The following is a 16,223-nucleotide window of genomic DNA, read 5'->3' as shown; positions in this document are numbered from 1 at the left end:
AGCCAGCGTGGAACGGGATCTCTGGCAAAAGACGGCGCTAGACATACGATCGTCTAAGATCCGACGTGTCGGCTGGTTTAATTTTTCGGATTGATAGGCTTTATTCGGGTAATGGCGGACAAGGTGGATACAAAGTTCTGCTTTTAAACCAATGCCTTACTGCGCCCGCTGCCTTGGTGAGGGTCATTGAGATGGTTCGGCTTTTTCGCGTCGTTCCCAACACGATGACGAGTTTCAAGTCGTGCGTTGTGACAACATCGAGCGAGGTGGGCCATGCTTGAGAAAAACGCCGTCCTCTTCGCACACAAGGCACTCACCTTGGTCGGAGAGTTGTCCGTCGCCGATCGGCGGGTTGCGGGCGCCATCATCGATCATTTCAACAAGCGGACCGGACAGTGCGATCCGGGTAACGAGCGCCTTGCCGAGCTGCTCGGCCTGGATGCGAGAACCGTACGCCGAGCAACCAGCGACCTATGCAGTGTGTACGGATTGTTCTCCAAGGTCTCCCACGGGGGCAAGTCGCATCGGGCAGCTTACACGCCGAACTGGAAGAAGCTCACCGCGATTGTCGAAGACTGGGATTGCCGAATGCGGGCGCGCAGGGAGCCGATCAACACCGACGATCATAGGGCGAATCCGCCCGCTTCAACAGGGCGACTGCGCCCGGCTCAACCGGGCAAAATTGCCCTACAAACCCTTAGAAGTAACCTATCGCATAAACCTACTGCACCATCCTCTACTTGGGGAGACGTTACTTGTGATGGTCGTCATGTTTTGTCGGATCGCTGCCGAGATTTGCAGCTCGAGGAAGGCGGCAGGCGGTCCTGGGAGCATGCAAAGGAAGTGTCTGGGCGATGGAAGGCTCGTGATGGGACGTGTCACGGGACGGCTGCCCGCGCGCAGGCGGAAAGGCGGCTCGACGCTGATCTTCGACGGCTTGGTTGGCAAGCCCATGCGTACGCGATCGAGTACATGGACGATGTCATGGTTGAAGCCGCGGCGTTAGCGGAAATGCGAAGGCATGGCGGTGGGCTGCAATTGGTGATCGATCAGCTGGGTCCGCGGATACTGCACGGCACCAGAACGGTTGGAGACCGAAACTGATGCGAGCGTGTCAATCAACCACATCAGCGTTTGCTGCGCGGCGTGTCGCCTCATCGGAGGGGTCAGTCTCTTGGTGGAGGCCTATCCGGCACAATCTGCGGATTGCTTCCGACCGCGTCGCAACACGATTGGCAAAGCGCCAGTCGTCTATGGCTTCAAGCTCTTCACTCGACAGCATTATCGGGACGCGGTTCTCGCGTGACTTCACTATTTGCATTCTCCCGAAAAGGCACGATAGCGAAATAGGTATTGACCAGCGGCAGCAAAAGATCAAATAATTAAAATAGGCACATAAAGCGCTGCTTGTGCCTTAAGTGAGGCCAGCGAATGGTAGCGACCAAGACAGAGCGCATCCCGATCATGTTCGATAAGCAGCTTGTCGAGCGCATCGATGATTACAGCTATGAGAATCGCATTAGAACCCGGTCGGAGGCGATCCGTAGGCTCGTTCTGACCAGCCTTGAAACCAGCGCAAACAAAAAGGGCGAACCCTCGGCCTAGGAACCTGTTTCGCCCTTTTGCGCATCCGTGAAAGATTTGATATGCGCACCCTAAATACACCAAAAGAGAGCGAAAGAGCAAGTCTTTCGCGTCGAGGACAGGTGATGGTCCTGGTGCCGACAGGCTCTGGATCGGCGAAACAGAAAGCCCAACGAAGTTCCGGTGCCCTAGGCATTCGCCAATCCGATATCACCCGTATGGTTCGCGGCGCGATACAGGCCGGCATCGAGGTTGGGCAAGTGATTGCCACACGCGATGCAATCCACATTTTGACCCGCGAGGCTGCAGCCCGTCCGCTTCGCAATTCGTGGGATGATGTTCTCGACAATGGCTAGGCGCTCGCGAACGGCGTTGCCGAAATACGTGACGGTGGCACGCGATCGATATGGAACCGTACGGCTACGGTTCCGCAGGGGGCGGCACTCGGCCTATCTTAAGTCACCGTTTCCGTCGGACGCTTTCGACGAGGAATATCAGGCGGCGCTGCGCAGCGAGAATGCGGGCCGCAGTGAGATCGGCAAATCAAGGACGAAGCCTCGCAGCATCGCCGCTCTGATCGTCTCTTACTATGCCTCGCCGGAGTTTAAGGGTACGGCTGCAAGTACGCAGACAAGCTATCGCGGCATCTGCGAGAAGGTTCGCCAGGATCACGCCGACCGCATGGTCAAGGATCTAGGTCGGCAGCACGTCAAGGCGATCATTGGCAAGATGAGTGCGACGCCGGCAGCGGCCAACAATTATCTGCGAATGCTGCGCATTCTGATGCGGCATGCGATCGACATCGAGTGGGTCTCTCGTGATCCGACGCTGAAGCTTAAGGGATACAGCAGAAAGACGGCTGGCTTCCACACATGAACCGAGGCTGAGATTGCAGCTTATGAGGCACGGCATCCGATTGGAACGAAGCCGCGCCTGGCCATGGCACTCATGCTCTATACGGGGCAAAGACGTGGCGATGCCGTCAAGCTGGGATGGAAGGATGTCAGCGCGAACAGGATCTCTGTCCGGCAGGAGAAAACGGGCACTCCCCTTGCTATCAGAATGCATCGCTCGCTCGTCGAGGCGCTCGAGGTTGCATCGGAGGACAAGGCCACCTTCCTTCTAACATCCTTCGGCAAACCCTTCACGGCCGCCGGCTTCGGCAACTGGTTCCGCGGATGCTGTGATGAAGCCCACTTGCAACACTGCTCGGCTCATGGCCTGCGAAAAGCTGCAGCCCGGCGTCTGGCTGAAGCCGGGAACAGCGCCAACCACATTGCGGCTGTGACAGGCCATCTCTCGCTTAAGGAGGTCGAACGCTATACCCGCGCAGCCGATCAGGAGAAGATGGCAGATGCGGCCGTGGCGACCATGCCGGAACGGTCAGACAGACAAGCGAAAATTACCCAACACGAGACAATAGTTGGTCAAAGCAACGACTAAGGAGATGAAATGATTAGAGAATTTAAGCCTAATGGCGGACAAGGTGGGATTCGAACCCACGGTACGCTTTCACGCACACACGCGTTCCAGGCGTGCGCCTTAAACCACTCGGCCACCTGTCCTTAGGATGTTCTGTGTCGTTGCAGACCCAAAACGTTGGAACGGCCGCGATATATACCGATGAATTTCCCAGGAGCAACCGATATTTACAGAAATATCTCACTTAGGTGACTGTTTCCTCAAAAAAAGAGCTGGGGTGAGTTTGCTACGGATCGATCCTCAGCAGATCAAGTCGCTGCGTCAACGGGGTCGATACTATCAGCCTGTCTTAAGGCCCAATCGGCCCATTGGCTTAAGTCGTCATTGATGGTGAATGGATCACCGCTGCTACGCGCTACCACGGCGTTCACATACGCCCGGATTTCCTCGGCCTGGCGGAAAGCTGTCGCTTTGTTGATCAGCTGCTCCAATCGTTTTTGCTCTCCGTCACGGCGATGCTCGTCAGATGATCGAGTTTTTTGAAGGCAATAGTTTTCCCATTGCAACATCAATTTCGCTCGCTGTTCGAGCAGATCTGTCCGGTGATAGGCAGCTTCGACCACACTCCTTAAGCTGTGGGCAAGTGTGCGATCCGCAAGATTGTTGGAGTGACCATTCTCCGATGCCCAATCGCGAAAGCTCGAACGAAATCCATGAGTGGTCGCGGTTCTCCCTTTGGTATCGCTTGAAACACAGTTTTCGCGAAGAATCGTTGTAAGTGCCATGTCGGTTACGGGTGTGCCGGCGCGAGATTTGAACACCAGACCCTGGTGGAGTGCATATTTGCCACGCTGGATTTCGAGAAGACGCAACACCCGAGGCGTCAAAGGAACGCGATGTGCGACCCGCGCCTTCATTCTATATCCGGGGATAGTGAAGGTTTTCTCTTCAAGATCAATTTCGTCCCAACGCATCTTGCGAATTTCACCGGAACGGCATGCGGTCAAGATAACCAGCTCGAGCATGGTTTGGTGAACGTCGTTACCATCTGAGCGCAGTGTGGTTGCGATAAACTCCGGGATCATGCTCCAGGGAAGGGCGGGGAAATGGCGAACGCGCTCACGCCTTGTCGGTTGTCTCGGTAACAGCGCCTTGACGTAACTCATGGGATCCGTTGAAACGTATTGGTGGGCTAACGCCCAGCGGACTACAGCCGCACATCGTTGTTTAACGCGACGTGCCGTCTCCGGCCTAGTAAGCCAGATAGGCCGCAAGCAAGATGCAAATTTCTCCGGCGTTAGCGTGTCAAAGCTCTGTTTTCCAATAATCGGGAAGGCATACTCCTCCATCGTCTGGAGCCACTGGTCGCTGTGTTTTTGGCTCCTAAATCCGGAGGAAAGTTGACTATGGAGTTGACGGGCCGCAGCTTCAAATGTGGGGATGCGCCTTAACTGTGCAGAGTACGGTCCGTTCTGTTCTCTGAACTCAAGCGGATCCATTTTTCGAAGGAGGCACTCTCGCGCCTTCAATGCTTTTTTTCTAGCGGTTTCGATTGGTACCAAGGGGAATGTTCCAAACCCCATTTCCCTGCGTTTTCCCGTGAGCGGCGATTTATACCGGAATATCCATTTGCCCGTTCCCTCCTTGGTTGAGGCGAAAAGGTACAAGCCCAGGACAGCACCGTCGGAAATGGGCTTGTCCCCGGGCTTCATATGCTGAGCCTGCACATCAGTAAGAGGGTAGTCGCGCGCCATGATGTCGACCACGAGAAGATGCGCTTCAATACCTTTTGGAGCGCGTGACCAAGTTTATTTCAGCCGAACAATGCCACTCCCGTAGTTTCGGTCAAGTTTCGTTTTTGATCTGCTAGAGCTTTGCGCGTCGCATCAATTCATCGAGCGCTTCCCCATAGGACATTCCGGTATCGTTGCAGAATGTTTTGAAACGGTTGATGACGTCGATTGGTGCCCTGACAAAGGCTTGATCGAAGGGCTGAGAGGGCTTCCGCACCCGCGCAACGCGCTCCACTACTTCTCGACTTTTGAAGCCGGCTCTATCGGCGGCCCGGTCTCCAAGATCGTCGGCGTCGTCCTTCGGGGCGACACTTTCGCGCGGAGAGAACTTCGAGACGTCGAGCCGCTTGTCGTCCTTGCTGAATCCGAAGTCTCTCGACATTACGCGGCCCTCTCATCCGAAAGTGTCTGGAGAAGTTCCAACACTTCGCTGGTCAATTGCATGGCGTTTTCGATCGCGGCTGGAACGCCATTTATCGCTGTCTGACTTAATTCGTGGAGCGAAAGCCGCTCCATAAACATCGCATTGTAGGCCTCGCGGCGATGAAGGTGGGTACTAAGGACCGGCAGACCGCTCTCGCGCATTTGCTGGCTGATCTCACGCTCGATCTTGCGGACAAAAGGGGGAGGGCTGGTCCGATTGAAGCACAACGCGAAATTCAGCTTGCGACCGATATCTGCCTCGCTTTCCCGTACCAGTCCAACCGCGCGAGCTGCCTGCTGGGCATCCAGAGCGCTTCCAGCAAGGGGTATCAAGGTCAGGTCACTTCGAATGATGGCACGCGAGGTTAGTCGGCTCGCCGTGCCCTCTAGATCGATGAACACGAACTGCGCCTGTGAGGCTGTTTCGTTTATGAGGTCTCGAATGTTTGCTTCGGTAGCGTCGCTCCGGACTTTAAGCTGCAGTGCGGTCGGCCCAGAGCGCCAATCGGTAATCGGCCTATTTGGGTCGGCATCGATTATCATGACCGATGCGCCCGACTGCGCAAGGCAGGTGGCGATCGTCAGCAGGGTGGTCGATTTCCCAGCACCCCCTTTAGGGTTTGCGGCACATATAACCGGCATTTCGCTCTCCGAATCAAATCCCGCACAAGATCACGCCAAGAACGCATGAAATCAACCATGATTGCACGCATTCATTCAATATTTCAATCACGCTTTATAGCATGATATCATGATTGCTATCATGCTATAAAATAGTCGTTCGAGGTTAACTCGGTCCCGGTCTGGCAGGATTTTCACCTGCTGAGCCCGAGACCAAGACGCCTGCCGACTAGCTGTTGGAGCTCGCACTTCTGAGCAAGCTCGTCGTTCCATGCACGATGGCAGATACCGGCGACGTGAGCGATCCGCCCGACATTAGCGGCAGCTGGCGAGGTGAGTCTCTCTTTCGACGTGATGAGGTCGCGTGGATCAGAGCTGCCAAATCGCTGCGTCAGTGCCTCGGCAATCCTGCGGGCCTCTTCCATTGCGACCCTGCCCTCCGGAGTGCTGTTGATTTTCTCAAGAAAGGCGCTCTTCTCCTCAACAGGCATCGCACTCAACTGTGTTAGAATCTGCTCGCTTCGGCTGCTCAACCCCGGTACCTCAATGATATCCAGCCTTTCGCGCTTCCAGGTCTCTGATTGTTTTTCTGCGCCGTATCGCCGGTTCCAGGTCTCCGCCGAGAATGCGACATGGGTTCCGAGGGCTTTGGCACGATGCCGCGCCGCCTTTCGGAGGGCGTTCTCGCCTAGCAGGCCGTGCTTGCCGCGTAGTTTGCCAAACTCCTCCGGATGGGACGCGACTACCTTCGCAAGTTCAAGTCCGCTCCGATGCTCCCCCAAAACTGCCGTGGTGAGCCTCTTTGTCGAGCCTTCCGGGTCGTCATAAACCAACCTGCCGACGGATCGAACGCTCTCCATAGATTGCACAAGATGTGGCATTGCTTTCTCACGAGCGATATCCTCGACAGTGCGCGACCAGCTTGTTTTGGCCGGTATCAACGGTTCGACCTTTTCGGCGACCGTATCGGGAGGAAGCGAACCTGAGGGGCCGTCGCCTTCCGTTTGCGGAAGGCCGGCCTGATTGCGAAGGGGCTCCTCAATTGCGTTTTTCTGGGTAGACGACCGCTCCCGGCGCTGGCCGGACTTCAGGCCGATCGCGATATCGCTGCTGATTCCCAGATCCGCGGCAATACCCCTGCGTGAAGCGAAAACGTCGGTGTAGTCGAGCGTCGTCTGCTTGGCGCCGGAGCGGCCCAGGTTGCTGGCAAGGCTCTTCAGGTCCTTCATTTCGTCCTGCCGAACATAGAGCCCAACCTGCTCTCGATGACGGGTCAACGCAACATAGGTGAGATGCCGGTCCAACGTCTTCGACGCCATGACAAACGCCCGATCGACAGTCGAGCCTTGCGATTTGTGGATGGTGGTGGCGTAACCATGATCAAAGGCTTGGTAACTGTTCACCGGTATCGTGACCTCACGGGTGTCCAACCCTCCGCCGTCGAGCCGTATTTGTATCGCGTCCTGCTCGACGGCCATGACGTTTCCGAGCATGCCGTTCTTCAAGCCGAGATCGCGGTTATTCTCAAGCATCACGATCCTGTCGCCGGGGGCAAACGAACGCTCGCCTTCAATTGTCTGGTAAACCCGCTCGCGCCCAAGTTCGCCTGTCACGTCTTCTCCGCGGGCGAGCTTACCCTGTTCCTGAAGCCCTGCACGGATTTCGGTATTAATCGCCCTGACATCGACCCGGCGATGGGCGAGCGCGATGCGGGAGCCGGATGGCCGGTTTTCGACGTCGGCGAGATAGTCCGTCACCAAATCTTTGGTCGTCGCCTCTCGATCGGGCAGGAACCGGACATCGCCGTGCCCGGCATAGGCCGCAAGAGCCTCGGCCGTCCGATGCGTTGCCAGGGCGATTGAGGTTTCGCGCTGCCAGGCCTGCTGTTGTCGGCGGATTTCCGACAGCTCGACGGCGCCAACCTGCTCCACAATCGCGCGGAACGGTGATCCCGCACCGATCGCCTGCAACTGTTCATGATCACCGACCAGGACCAGCTTCGCGCCGCGCGCCTGTATTTCGTTGACGAACATCGCAAGCTGGCGACTGCCGACCATGCCGGCCTCGTCGATGACAAATATGTCGTTTGGACCGAGCTCGCCCCGGCCACGCTGCCAGCCATAGTCCCAGGACGCCAATGTGCGTGAAGCGATGTCCGAGGACTCTTCCAATCCTTCGGCCGCCTTGCCGGCGAGTGCCGCACCATGGACGCGGTATCCCTGGCGCTCCCAGGCGTCGCGTGCTGCCGCCAGCATCGTCGACTTGCCGGCACCAGCAAACCCGACTACCGCGGCGATCTGTGCCGGCCCCGTGACATGCTTCACCGCGACACGCTGCTCGGCGCTGAGACCAACGTGATCGATTAGGCGAGCGCGTAGGGCGCCGGGCATTTCGTCATGATTGGCCGGACCGCCAAGTGAGCCCGCAACGCTCGCCTTGATCGCGTCATCCTGCTTGTTCATGGCCGCCGCGATGATCGCGACATCAACTCCGTGGCTTCTTCTGCCTGCCATCGTCGAAGCGCTCGAAGCCATGGCGTGCTCGATCGTCACCATTTCCTTCGTTGAATAGCGCGCCAGCTGGCCATTTCCCTCCGGCTGCAGTTCCACCAGTGCCGGCGACGCCATGACCGCGGCAAAGGCATTCTGGAAGGCCTGCACGTCATCGATGTAACGATGCAGGGTACGGGCCACGTCGTGCCGGTCGAACACGCTCTTCTCAGCCGTGATCAGCGCCAGCACCTGCTCCGGCTTTTCCCGAATGAGGCTGGCATTGCGGGCGGCCGCCTTCTGCTCATTGCGTGCCCGCGACACGCCGAGACCTCGTCGGTCCATCTGCGAGGCATGCACGCCCATATGTTCTGTCGGCTCGATCTCCAGCCCACGCTCCAGATGGCCGCGATGATCGACGCGGATGTCGAGGCCGGCCCGCATCAGCGCACGGTTGGCATGGCTCTCCCAGGCCCGGCGGATGTCGCGCAACTGCATCTGCGCGGTTGGCTGATTATGATTGAGCAGCCATTTGTTTTCCCGCTCGATCAGCGTCTTGTCGCCCAGGCCATGTTCGACGACCTGGCGTGTGGTCATCAGCACATGGGCATGCACATTGCGGATGTCAGTATCGCCGATCGGCCGATGGATGGCAAAATCGACCGCCGCACCATGGCGGTCCGCCATATCCTGTGCGAAGGCGCGCGTCAGGACGATCTGCTGGTCTCGGGTGAGTTCATGCGGCAGCGCCAGTTCGAACTCACGGGCCACCCGGGCATCACTGCGTTTCTCCGCCCGCTCCGCCGCATTCCACAGCGTCGCTCGGTCACGCGCCCACGCCGCCTCCACCCCTTCCGGAAGGACGATCTCGCAATGCTCGACACCGCGCTTGCCGGTAAAATCGTGGACCAGGCCATCGCGTTCGTTGAGCAGCCGGCTAGCCGTCCGGTAAGCGACGGCTGCCACCGCACTCCGCCCCGCAGCACGGGCGATCGGCTTCATGCTGCAATGGTAGATCGCCACGACCGCCTCCAGATGCGGGAAGGAGCGGTTCTGAGCACTGAGTTGCGCAGCAACTCGTAAGTGCGCCCTTGGAAACTCTTTTCGCTTCGCTCTCATCGTTAAGGGATCTCACAGGATGCGGCTATTGTAGGATTCATCATATTGAAGCTTCTAGCCCGGGGCGTAGCGTCAACCCTTTCACAGGGAGACGTACATGGTTCGCAAACCGATCACGCAACGAATTGCCGAACTCGATGAGCGGCGACGGGTCCTGTTAACACGCCTGGGCAAACAGGCCCGTGCCCGCGACACACGACGAAAGATTCTGATTGGCGCGCTCGTCCTCTATCGGCTGGAGAACGCCAGAGATCCGGCTTTTACGTCGCGCCTACGTGAATGGTTGCGCGCTGAACTGCCCGGTTTTTTGACACGAGAGGGCGACCGCCGATTGTTCGACGACGTTCTCATTTCTGCTCCGGCTCAACCGAACAGCGATCGGGAGGAAGAGCGATGAGTTTCGCTCAGGTCCTCAAGTCGCTTATCGCCGCACCGTTTTTAGCGTTGTTATGCATCATCATCGGCACGGTCTTTTCCGCGCTGATCCTACTCATCAATTTTGCGATCCTTGTTATCGGTGACTTTACGCCTGGCCCGATCAGCGAGGCGGTCGTAGATGTTGCCCGCTATTTCCCTATGATCCTTGGCATTCTCGGGGCTCTTTCAGCCTTCATCACGGACGGTCCTATCCCTGCTGTGTTCGGGACTGCACGCTGGGCGGACAAGAAGGATCGGAAACAACTCACCGGGATCGACGGCCTTTTGATCGGCCGCGATTCGCAGACAGGCGAACTTCTGCGTTACGATGGACCGGCACATCTGCTGACCATGGCACCGACCAGAACTGGCAAAGGCGTCGGCACAATCATTCCCAATCTGCTGACAGCCGAAAGGTCGGTTATCTGTGTCGATCCGAAGGGCGAGAACGCTAAAGTCGCCGGCCGCGCACGGCAGATGTTTGGGCCGGTCTTCTATCTAGATCCGTTCGAGGTAACTGGCCGATCGGGCTCGGCATTCAACCCGCTCGATGGCCTGAAAGCCGACGGAATGGATGTTGCCGAAGATGTCAGCATACTCGCGGATGCACTCGTCGTCGACGAACCAGGCATGTCCGGCGAAGCGCATTGGAACGAGGAGGCCAAGGCGCTTATTGCCGGCCTGCTTCTTCATATCATCGCGGCCGAGCCCCCGAGCGAGCGACATCTTGGCGCGCTGCGGAAACACCTTACGCTGGCGCCACAAGCGTTCACAGCCTTGCTGGGGGACATGCAGAGCATGCCGGACTGCAACGGGCTGATCGCTCGTGCGGCAAACCGGCATCTCGGCAAGTCCGATCGTGAGGCATCCGGCGTCCTGTCGGCGGCGCAGCGGCACACGCATTTCCTCGACAGTCCGCGCATGGCGGTGGTGTTGGCCCGATCGGATTTTGCATTCTCGGATCTTAAGAACAGCAACGCCACGGTATTTCTGGTTCTGCCGCCGGATCGCGTATCGACTTATTCGCGATGGCTGAGACTACTAGTCACGCAAAGCCTGACGGAGATGTCCCGGGACAAGACCGCACCACTCCAGCCGGTGCTCTATCTCCTCGATGAGTTTGCAGCTCTTGGCTACCTCGCTCCGGTCGAGCGCGCCATGGGCTTGATGGCTGGTTACAGCGTTCAGCTCTGGCCGATCCTGCAGGACATTCACCAGCTGCGTGCAGTTTATGGGAGACGCGCCGGGACGTTTTTGTCGAACGCGGCCGTGCTGCAAGTGTTCGGGGTCAATGACGTGGAAACAGCAGAACTCGTTGGTAAGACGATCGGCAAAGCCGATGCGGTCTACACGACGCAGTCCTGGAGCGAGGGGAAAACCTCGACGTCGGAGCACATATCGGCGCGAGACCTGATCAACCCGGACGAGATCATGAGGCTGCCGGCGGATAGGATGATATTACTGCGGCAAGGGCAGCGACCGGTTCAGGCAAAGAAGCTGCGGTATTTTGAGGATGCGGAATTTAGGGGGATGCTAGGCTGAAAACGCGCGCTAAGCACACCAGGTTAGATGAAAGATAACGACTCGCTGTCCTCGGTGGTCGTGCTCGAGCTCTAACACGGTGCCTACCAAAGCAAATCGGATCGAATTCAGTCCTGAAACCTTGGGTCTGCTTCTCGCGGATTAAGGCCGCAAGATCGCGACAGTCGCGCTTTATAAGCTCGCCGGGGTCGCAGAAAAAATCACGTGTTCATGCGCGGATGGCCCGCGCGACCATGTCAGGGGCTTGCTCGATCACCTTCAGCAGTAGCATCGCTGCTCTGTCGGGTTGACGGCGATTCTGTTCCCAATCCTTAATTGTGCCTGCAGACAGGCCATATCGTTTGGCAAAAGCGACCTGCGAAAGCTTCTGTCGCTTACGAATGGCCGCAACATCGACCGTCTCGGGGACGAAGACAGCGGCGGGTTCCGTACGCCCTTCTGCAATTGCGAGTGCTTCCTCTGCGCTCTGGATAAGCTCTTTTCCGAAAGTCATGCCTGTTCCTTTCTTTTTCTGTAAGCATCTGCCAGCTTCGGCAGGATGCGAGCCAACTCGTTTCGCTCGGCTTTCGAAAGGTTGCCCTTTTCATTTTTTCCGTAGATGGCAAGTGCAAACACAGGAATATCTCCACCCCCAAAGTAATGAATGGTGCGGAACCCACCGCTCTTTCCTTGCCCCTCACGGGCATGACGCAGCTTACGCGCTCCACCGGTTCCGGACATCAACGCTCCAGCCTCTGGGTCGGCAGCGATAACCGAGACGATCTCCTGAATCTCATCATCGGATAGGCCAGACCGCTTGCACTGCGCCAAAAAGACGGACGTTTGGATTACGCTTTGCATGAAATTCTATACGGCATTGCCGCCCTATGAGCAAGCGAATATACGGCATTGCCGTCTACGATAACGCCTACCCCAAGAGATACGGCGTTTCACATAAGGCTATGTTAGCTATAGGCGACTAACATTCTAAGTGGAGGTGCTATGCTGAGCGAAATTGAGATCAACTTTCTCCGCATGCGTATTGATGAAGTATTGAGGCAGGGCAAGCCGACTGCATGGCATAAACTGCTTATCGCGGAGTGATTGGCGGTGGCATTTCAGTACGAGCAGTCGCAGCGGCCAAGGCTGCCGAGGCCTTGGCGAGTTGGCGCGAAGAAATCGTCTATTTTGCCTCGGCGGCAACACTGAACGTTCACATGTCGCGATCAAGTCAAGTCTGACCTAGGCCTTGAAAATCTTACGCCAACCCCTCCGCCATTTTCATCTATGAACTCTAAGCCTGCTGCTTCAAACGCAGCGCGGATCGACTGGAGTGTGCCCGTAAACGCCGGCTTGCCGGCTTCTACGCGGGATATCGTAGTAGGAGTCACGTCCGCATTTCGTGCTAGGTCGCGGACCCCCCACCGAAGGGCAGCGCGGGCCATGCGAACTTGATCAGCCGTCAACAAATTAACACCTTGACTTAATTCTGTTTTGATTCAGACTTCCCTGATTGGGCTGATGCCCCGGAATGCGGCCAAGCAGGATGCTGTAACACCCTTGCTTGACCTAACCACAACCAAGCTAAAGGGAGCTCGGATCATGGCTGATTCTGAGACTAGCAGAACTTCGCCTCCAGATACCCGTAGAAAACGTAAATCCAAATCGCGAAGCAAAACCGAGCTTCCATCCAGAATCACTCGTCAGAACCTTCTTGGGGCAGTTGCGAAAATCTTGCTGTCGCTCACCTTAGAATTAGAGCAGGCGCCCGACCGGTTGGTGCCAGGTCCCACTTCAACAGCACGCCTCTGGCTTAACTGGTACGACATCCATCAACGACTGGCTTCCATTACGAGATACCAGCAGAAGCTCGAATCGAGGGTTCTTGCAATGGCGGGCGCCTATCCGGTTGTGCAGATTGAGATCTCTAAGGAAGAGCCGTTGCTGACGGTTTACTCGTTGGCCGAAATCGATCGATTGAAAGCGCGAGTGGACCCAAAAGCTTTGGCGTCGGCACGGTCTCTCCTGAGGAAACGCCGAGACAGCTGGAATTCGGCTGACAGGCGGCTTGGTTATAGCCCTGCGCTGGCCTTTGAGCACGACCTAGCTCAGCAGGAACAAGTGATGTCGCGTGTGATGTCGTTATCTAAACCCAAGACAATTGTCGAAGTAACGGCGAAACTTCATTGCCTATTGAGCATGCAAGATCCGGGCAACAAGTGCCTCGACGCACCATGGATTGAGCTCAGGAGGATGCTGCTAGACCTCGTCGAAGTCGAGCGATCGTCTTACGGCTGATTTCATCCGCAGTCGCGTTTGCCCCGGACCCCGGCTTATCGCTGGTATGTGATAAATAGCCGCATAAATCTGATGGAGTTTAAACTGTTTTGAGGACCGGTCTGCCACACCTAGAAGATTGGTTTGCGGGTTGCCGTTTATCGATATCGAAGGGCTTACGTTACGAAGTGACCCGAAGTGCTCGCCCCCATTTTTACCGAGTATATTGTTCATTCTTTGTTCCTTGGAGGATTCAGCAATTTCCAGAAACAAGGGAATCGGGTTTCTATTAACAGCATGAAAGCATTCGGAAGACTGCGGCAAAAAGTGCAGGTCGATTGTTGAGCTCAGTAAAACTGAAATGCGGTTTGTCCGCTGCTTGAAGTCGATCGCACCTGAAGTCTTTCCTCCAAACTTATGACCTGGATTTAAGAGCTGGAGCGAAAAATGGCCAATGCAATGTTGAACATAAGGATTGTTCAGCCGAGGATGATGTCGATCAAGCAGGCCGCAGATTATGTCGGTCTACCCTTACGGCGATTTCCACGCATCTGCACGGTACGACCCGTAGCCTTACCTGAAAGCGAAGAGCGCTACGACATTCGCGATCTAGATCAGTGGATTGACCAAATCAAAGTCGGAGGCGCCGACACGGACGCTGATATCCTGGGGCGGCTTGGATGACGAAAAGTCGAGCTAGACGGCCAAACAAATACAAGGGCTGGCAAATCTTCAGGGACGAAGACGATCGCTGGCGCTGTTATCATCGTAAAACGCGGGAGAAGATCGACTGTCAAAAGTTCGAACCATACTCGCTCGCGTTCGACATGGAGATACACCGGATCAACGGTCTGGTGAACGAGAAGGCGGCGAAGCCGGGCACGCTCGGCATGCTAATCGTCAAGTATCGCGAAAGCGCTCGGTTTCGCAGCGAGCTGGCGCCACGCACGCGTGCCGACTACCAGAAATGCTTCGACTACCTTCAGGCAATCGAAAACACCCCCCTCGACCGATTTAATCCGCCCCTGATCGCTAAGATACGAGATAAGGCGTTGGAGAAGCGCAAGTTCCGATTTGCCAACTACGTTCGCTCAGTATTGTCGGTGATTTTTGATTGGGGCATCGAATACGGGTACACACGGGATAATCCAGCGGCAAAAGTAAAACCTGCTCGACGCCCCAAAAGTTTACCTGATGCGAATCGACCATGGACCGACGCTGAACGTGATTCGGTACTGGCAGCGCTCCCGGCCCATATGGAACTCCCAATCGCGTTGATGATGTTCTATGCGCTCGATCCGCAGGATGCGCTGGCCTTGCCAAGGACAGCGATAACCGAGAAGGGCCTCGATACTCGGCGAAACAAAACAGGGCGTCCAATATATCTACCCCTATTTGAGCCGGTCGAGGCGGCAATGGCCCGTGCGCCAAATCATGACGCCCTTACACTTTGCGCCAATAGCTTGGGGCGCCCATGGACGTACAACGGTTTCAGCACCAGTTGGGCTAAGCAGAAGGCAAAGCTGGAGGCCGATGGTGCTGTCCAGCCAGGTCTAACGCTGAAGGGTCTGCGACATACCGTGGCGACCATTCTGGCGGAGATGGGAAAAGACAATGGCACGATCGCGCTGGTGCTAGGTCACGCTACGGAAGCTATGGCGAAGCATTACTCGAGGCGCGCTGATATGACCGCGCGAGCGGTGTCCGTAGTCACCGATTTCGAGGCCGAATTGAACAAACGAAAAACGAAAGTTGTCAAACCGGCGGTTTGAAACTGTCAAATTCAAAAGATGAGGAGCACGGAGAAACGTGAAAAAATCTATTCCTTACAAAGGCATAAGATGGTGCCCGGAGGCGGATTTGAACCACCGACACGCGGATTTTCAATCCGCTGCTCTACCAACTGAGCTATCCGGGCATCCAGGCTTCAAGCCTTCCGGTCTGTACCGGTAGGGGCCGTAACCCCCGGAAGCGAGCGGGGTTATAACATCTTGTTCAGCCATGTCCAGCACCCCGCGCGACTTTTTTGACAGCTTTGCGAAAATTGCGAATTCCCCTGTGAAATCAGGAGGAAACGGTGACCCCTAACGACATGGACGGAAGGGTGGTTGTGGATATCTGCCAATTTCAAGGGAGACTGAGGCGTTGATTGACCGTCCGCAGGCGAAGGCGACAGATATTACATAAACCGATGCGACGGTTTCTGGATGACGCGGGAGCTTGAGAGCAACGCACAGGGTCGGAAACGCTGCCGCAAGGTGTGGAGCCAGGCGGAGCAGCGTTACAGAGGGCGGGGCAGGGGCCCCGCCGAGCCGTGTCGACAGCGGGACAACGCTATTGGTCGTCGTCGGCCTTGCTCTCGTCGTCTGCCACCGGAATGGCATAGGAGCCCTTCAGCCAGCGCGACAGGTCGAGCGTTCGGCAGCGCTCGGAGCAGAAGGGGTAGTCGTCGCGGGATGAAGGCTTGCCGCATTCCGGGCAGGGCCGGGCTTTCCTGAGAGGCTCGACTTTGCCGCCCGGTTTGATCGGTTCGGATGTCATAGGAGCTACTCCTTTT

17 protein-coding genes and 2 tRNA genes are annotated in these 16,223 nt (G+C 56.7%); 9 read left to right on the top strand and 10 right to left on the bottom strand.

The window, feature by feature from the left end:
- Window positions 1-273 precede the first annotated feature (273 nt).
- The 4 genes from FHP24_RS07990 (at window position 274) to FHP24_RS07980 (ending at window position 3,027) form a co-directional block, all read left to right on the top strand.
- Window positions 274-1,104 carry a helix-turn-helix domain-containing protein gene (locus FHP24_RS07990; protein WP_139675299.1) on the top strand — a complete coding sequence of 277 codons (831 nt, stop codon included), beginning with the start codon at window positions 274-276 and terminating at the stop codon, window positions 1,102-1,104.
- Window positions 1,105-1,431: 327 nt separating this feature from the next.
- The gene (locus FHP24_RS28675) at window positions 1,432-1,605 is read left to right on the top strand and encodes a hypothetical protein (RefSeq protein ID WP_180355928.1); all 174 of its coding nucleotides are present in this window, start codon (window positions 1,432-1,434) and stop codon (window positions 1,603-1,605) included.
- A 327-nt stretch (window positions 1,606-1,932) separates the two neighbouring features.
- On the top strand, window positions 1,933-2,460 hold the full coding sequence (locus FHP24_RS07985) for a hypothetical protein (protein ID WP_139675297.1): 528 nt from the start codon (window positions 1,933-1,935) through the stop codon (window positions 2,458-2,460).
- A 12-nt stretch (window positions 2,461-2,472) separates the two neighbouring features.
- Window positions 2,473-3,027 carry a tyrosine-type recombinase/integrase gene (locus FHP24_RS07980; RefSeq protein ID WP_342782336.1) on the top strand — a complete coding sequence of 185 codons (555 nt, stop codon included), beginning with the start codon at window positions 2,473-2,475 and terminating at the stop codon, window positions 3,025-3,027.
- A gap of 32 nt (window positions 3,028-3,059) precedes the next feature.
- On the opposite strand, the gene FHP24_RS07975 is transcribed toward FHP24_RS07980, so the two are convergent.
- The 5 genes from FHP24_RS07975 to traA form a co-directional block, all read right to left on the bottom strand.
- Window positions 3,060-3,149: transfer RNA gene (locus FHP24_RS07975), tRNA-Ser, on the bottom strand.
- Window positions 3,150-3,314: 165 nt separating this feature from the next.
- Window positions 3,315-4,760 (bottom strand): tyrosine-type recombinase/integrase, encoded by a 1,446-nt coding sequence (locus FHP24_RS07970; RefSeq protein ID WP_139675292.1) that lies wholly within the window; start codon window positions 4,758-4,760, stop codon window positions 3,315-3,317.
- 112 nt (window positions 4,761-4,872) lie between these two features.
- On the bottom strand, window positions 4,873-5,181 hold the full coding sequence (locus tag FHP24_RS07965; protein WP_139675291.1) for a hypothetical protein: 309 nt from the start codon (window positions 5,179-5,181) through the stop codon (window positions 4,873-4,875).
- A complete protein-coding gene (locus FHP24_RS07960) occupies window positions 5,181-5,864 on the bottom strand; it encodes a ParA family protein (RefSeq protein ID WP_139675289.1) in 684 nt (227 codons plus the stop codon). The genes FHP24_RS07965 and FHP24_RS07960 overlap by 1 nt, the downstream gene beginning before the upstream one ends.
- Before the next feature lie 173 nt (window positions 5,865-6,037).
- Complete coding sequence (gene traA, locus FHP24_RS07955; protein ID WP_139675287.1) at window positions 6,038-9,355, bottom strand: Ti-type conjugative transfer relaxase TraA; 3,318 nt, start codon at window positions 9,353-9,355, stop codon at window positions 6,038-6,040.
- 193 nt (window positions 9,356-9,548) lie between these two features.
- Here traA and FHP24_RS07950 point away from each other — a divergent pair, with 193 nt between their 5' ends.
- Together FHP24_RS07950 and FHP24_RS07945 are read left to right on the top strand one after the other, a co-directional pair.
- Window positions 9,549-9,848 carry a mobilization protein gene (locus FHP24_RS07950; RefSeq protein ID WP_139675285.1) on the top strand — a complete coding sequence of 100 codons (300 nt, stop codon included), beginning with the start codon at window positions 9,549-9,551 and terminating at the stop codon, window positions 9,846-9,848.
- Window positions 9,845-11,410, top strand: coding sequence for a type IV secretory system conjugative DNA transfer family protein (locus FHP24_RS07945; RefSeq protein ID WP_139675283.1), 1,566 nt, complete (start codon window positions 9,845-9,847; stop codon window positions 11,408-11,410). The genes FHP24_RS07950 and FHP24_RS07945 overlap by 4 nt, the downstream gene beginning before the upstream one ends.
- Window positions 11,411-11,618: 208 nt before the next feature.
- Here the strand turns inward: FHP24_RS07945 and nadS are convergent, their stop codons facing one another.
- The 3 genes from nadS to FHP24_RS07930 all read right to left on the bottom strand — a co-directional run bounded on the left by nadS (window position 11,619) and on the right by FHP24_RS07930 (window position 12,834).
- Window positions 11,619-11,903, bottom strand: coding sequence for a NadS family protein (gene nadS, locus FHP24_RS07940; RefSeq protein WP_139675278.1), 285 nt, complete (start codon window positions 11,901-11,903; stop codon window positions 11,619-11,621).
- Window positions 11,900-12,250: a type II toxin-antitoxin system RelE/ParE family toxin gene (locus FHP24_RS07935; RefSeq protein ID WP_139675276.1), complete on the bottom strand. Its 351-nt coding sequence runs from the start codon at window positions 12,248-12,250 to the stop codon at window positions 11,900-11,902. The genes nadS and FHP24_RS07935 overlap by 4 nt, the downstream gene beginning before the upstream one ends.
- 365 nt (window positions 12,251-12,615) lie before the next feature.
- Window positions 12,616-12,834: a transcriptional regulator gene (locus FHP24_RS07930; protein WP_139675273.1), complete on the bottom strand. Its 219-nt coding sequence runs from the start codon at window positions 12,832-12,834 to the stop codon at window positions 12,616-12,618.
- A gap of 157 nt (window positions 12,835-12,991) precedes the next feature.
- Here FHP24_RS07930 and FHP24_RS07925 point away from each other — a divergent pair, with 157 nt between their 5' ends.
- The 3 genes from FHP24_RS07925 to FHP24_RS07915 all read left to right on the top strand — a co-directional run bounded on the left by FHP24_RS07925 (window position 12,992) and on the right by FHP24_RS07915 (window position 15,438).
- Window positions 12,992-13,687 carry a hypothetical protein gene (locus tag FHP24_RS07925; RefSeq protein WP_180355927.1) on the top strand — a complete coding sequence of 232 codons (696 nt, stop codon included), beginning with the start codon at window positions 12,992-12,994 and terminating at the stop codon, window positions 13,685-13,687.
- Between the two features lie 426 nt (window positions 13,688-14,113).
- On the top strand, window positions 14,114-14,350 hold the full coding sequence (locus FHP24_RS07920; RefSeq protein WP_139675267.1) for a hypothetical protein: 237 nt from the start codon (window positions 14,114-14,116) through the stop codon (window positions 14,348-14,350).
- A complete protein-coding gene (locus FHP24_RS07915; protein ID WP_139675264.1) occupies window positions 14,347-15,438 on the top strand; it encodes a tyrosine-type recombinase/integrase in 1,092 nt (363 codons plus the stop codon). Before FHP24_RS07920 ends, FHP24_RS07915 begins: the two co-directional genes overlap by 4 nt.
- Window positions 15,439-15,508: 70 nt before the next feature.
- Here FHP24_RS07915 and FHP24_RS07910 read toward each other — a convergent pair.
- Both FHP24_RS07910 and yacG read right to left on the bottom strand, forming a co-directional pair.
- Window positions 15,509-15,584 (bottom strand) — tRNA-Phe (locus tag FHP24_RS07910).
- A 416-nt stretch (window positions 15,585-16,000) separates the two neighbouring features.
- Window positions 16,001-16,207 (bottom strand): DNA gyrase inhibitor YacG, encoded by a 207-nt coding sequence (yacG, locus tag FHP24_RS07905; protein WP_139675261.1) that lies wholly within the window; start codon window positions 16,205-16,207, stop codon window positions 16,001-16,003.
- Window positions 16,208-16,223 lie beyond the last annotated feature (16 nt).

Source organism: Aliirhizobium smilacinae (assembly GCF_006335145.1).
In the GTDB taxonomy this organism is placed as follows: Bacteria; Pseudomonadota; Alphaproteobacteria; order Rhizobiales; family Rhizobiaceae; genus Neorhizobium; species Neorhizobium smilacinae.
This window is presented reverse-complemented; position numbering and strand designations above follow the sequence as displayed.

Bases quoted from the DNA above. Each gene is read 5' to 3' on its own strand.
- FHP24_RS07990 (WP_139675299.1), top strand. From the start codon at position 274: ATGCTTGAGAAAAACGCCGTCCTCTTCGCACACAAGGCACTCACCTTG.
- FHP24_RS28675 (WP_180355928.1), top strand. From the start codon at position 1,432: ATGGTAGCGACCAAGACAGAGCGCATCCCGATCATGTTCGATAAGCAG.
- FHP24_RS07985 (WP_139675297.1), top strand. From the start codon at position 1,933: ATGGCTAGGCGCTCGCGAACGGCGTTGCCGAAATACGTGACGGTGGCA.
- FHP24_RS07970 (WP_139675292.1), bottom strand. From the start codon at position 4,760: ATGGCGCGCGACTACCCTCTTACTGATGTGCAGGCTCAGCATATGAAG.
- FHP24_RS07965 (WP_139675291.1), bottom strand. From the start codon at position 5,181: ATGTCGAGAGACTTCGGATTCAGCAAGGACGACAAGCGGCTCGACGTC.
- FHP24_RS07960 (WP_139675289.1), bottom strand. From the start codon at position 5,864: ATGCCGGTTATATGTGCCGCAAACCCTAAAGGGGGTGCTGGGAAATCG.
- FHP24_RS07950 (WP_139675285.1), top strand. From the start codon at position 9,549: ATGGTTCGCAAACCGATCACGCAACGAATTGCCGAACTCGATGAGCGG.
- FHP24_RS07945 (WP_139675283.1), top strand. From the start codon at position 9,845: ATGAGTTTCGCTCAGGTCCTCAAGTCGCTTATCGCCGCACCGTTTTTA.
- nadS (WP_139675278.1), bottom strand. From the start codon at position 11,903: ATGACTTTCGGAAAAGAGCTTATCCAGAGCGCAGAGGAAGCACTCGCA.
- FHP24_RS07935 (WP_139675276.1), bottom strand. From the start codon at position 12,250: ATGCAAAGCGTAATCCAAACGTCCGTCTTTTTGGCGCAGTGCAAGCGG.
- FHP24_RS07930 (WP_139675273.1), bottom strand. From the start codon at position 12,834: ATGGCCCGCGCTGCCCTTCGGTGGGGGGTCCGCGACCTAGCACGAAAT.
- FHP24_RS07925 (WP_180355927.1), top strand. From the start codon at position 12,992: ATGGCTGATTCTGAGACTAGCAGAACTTCGCCTCCAGATACCCGTAGA.
- FHP24_RS07920 (WP_139675267.1), top strand. From the start codon at position 14,114: ATGGCCAATGCAATGTTGAACATAAGGATTGTTCAGCCGAGGATGATG.
- FHP24_RS07915 (WP_139675264.1), top strand. From the start codon at position 14,347: ATGACGAAAAGTCGAGCTAGACGGCCAAACAAATACAAGGGCTGGCAA.
- yacG (WP_139675261.1), bottom strand. From the start codon at position 16,207: ATGACATCCGAACCGATCAAACCGGGCGGCAAAGTCGAGCCTCTCAGG.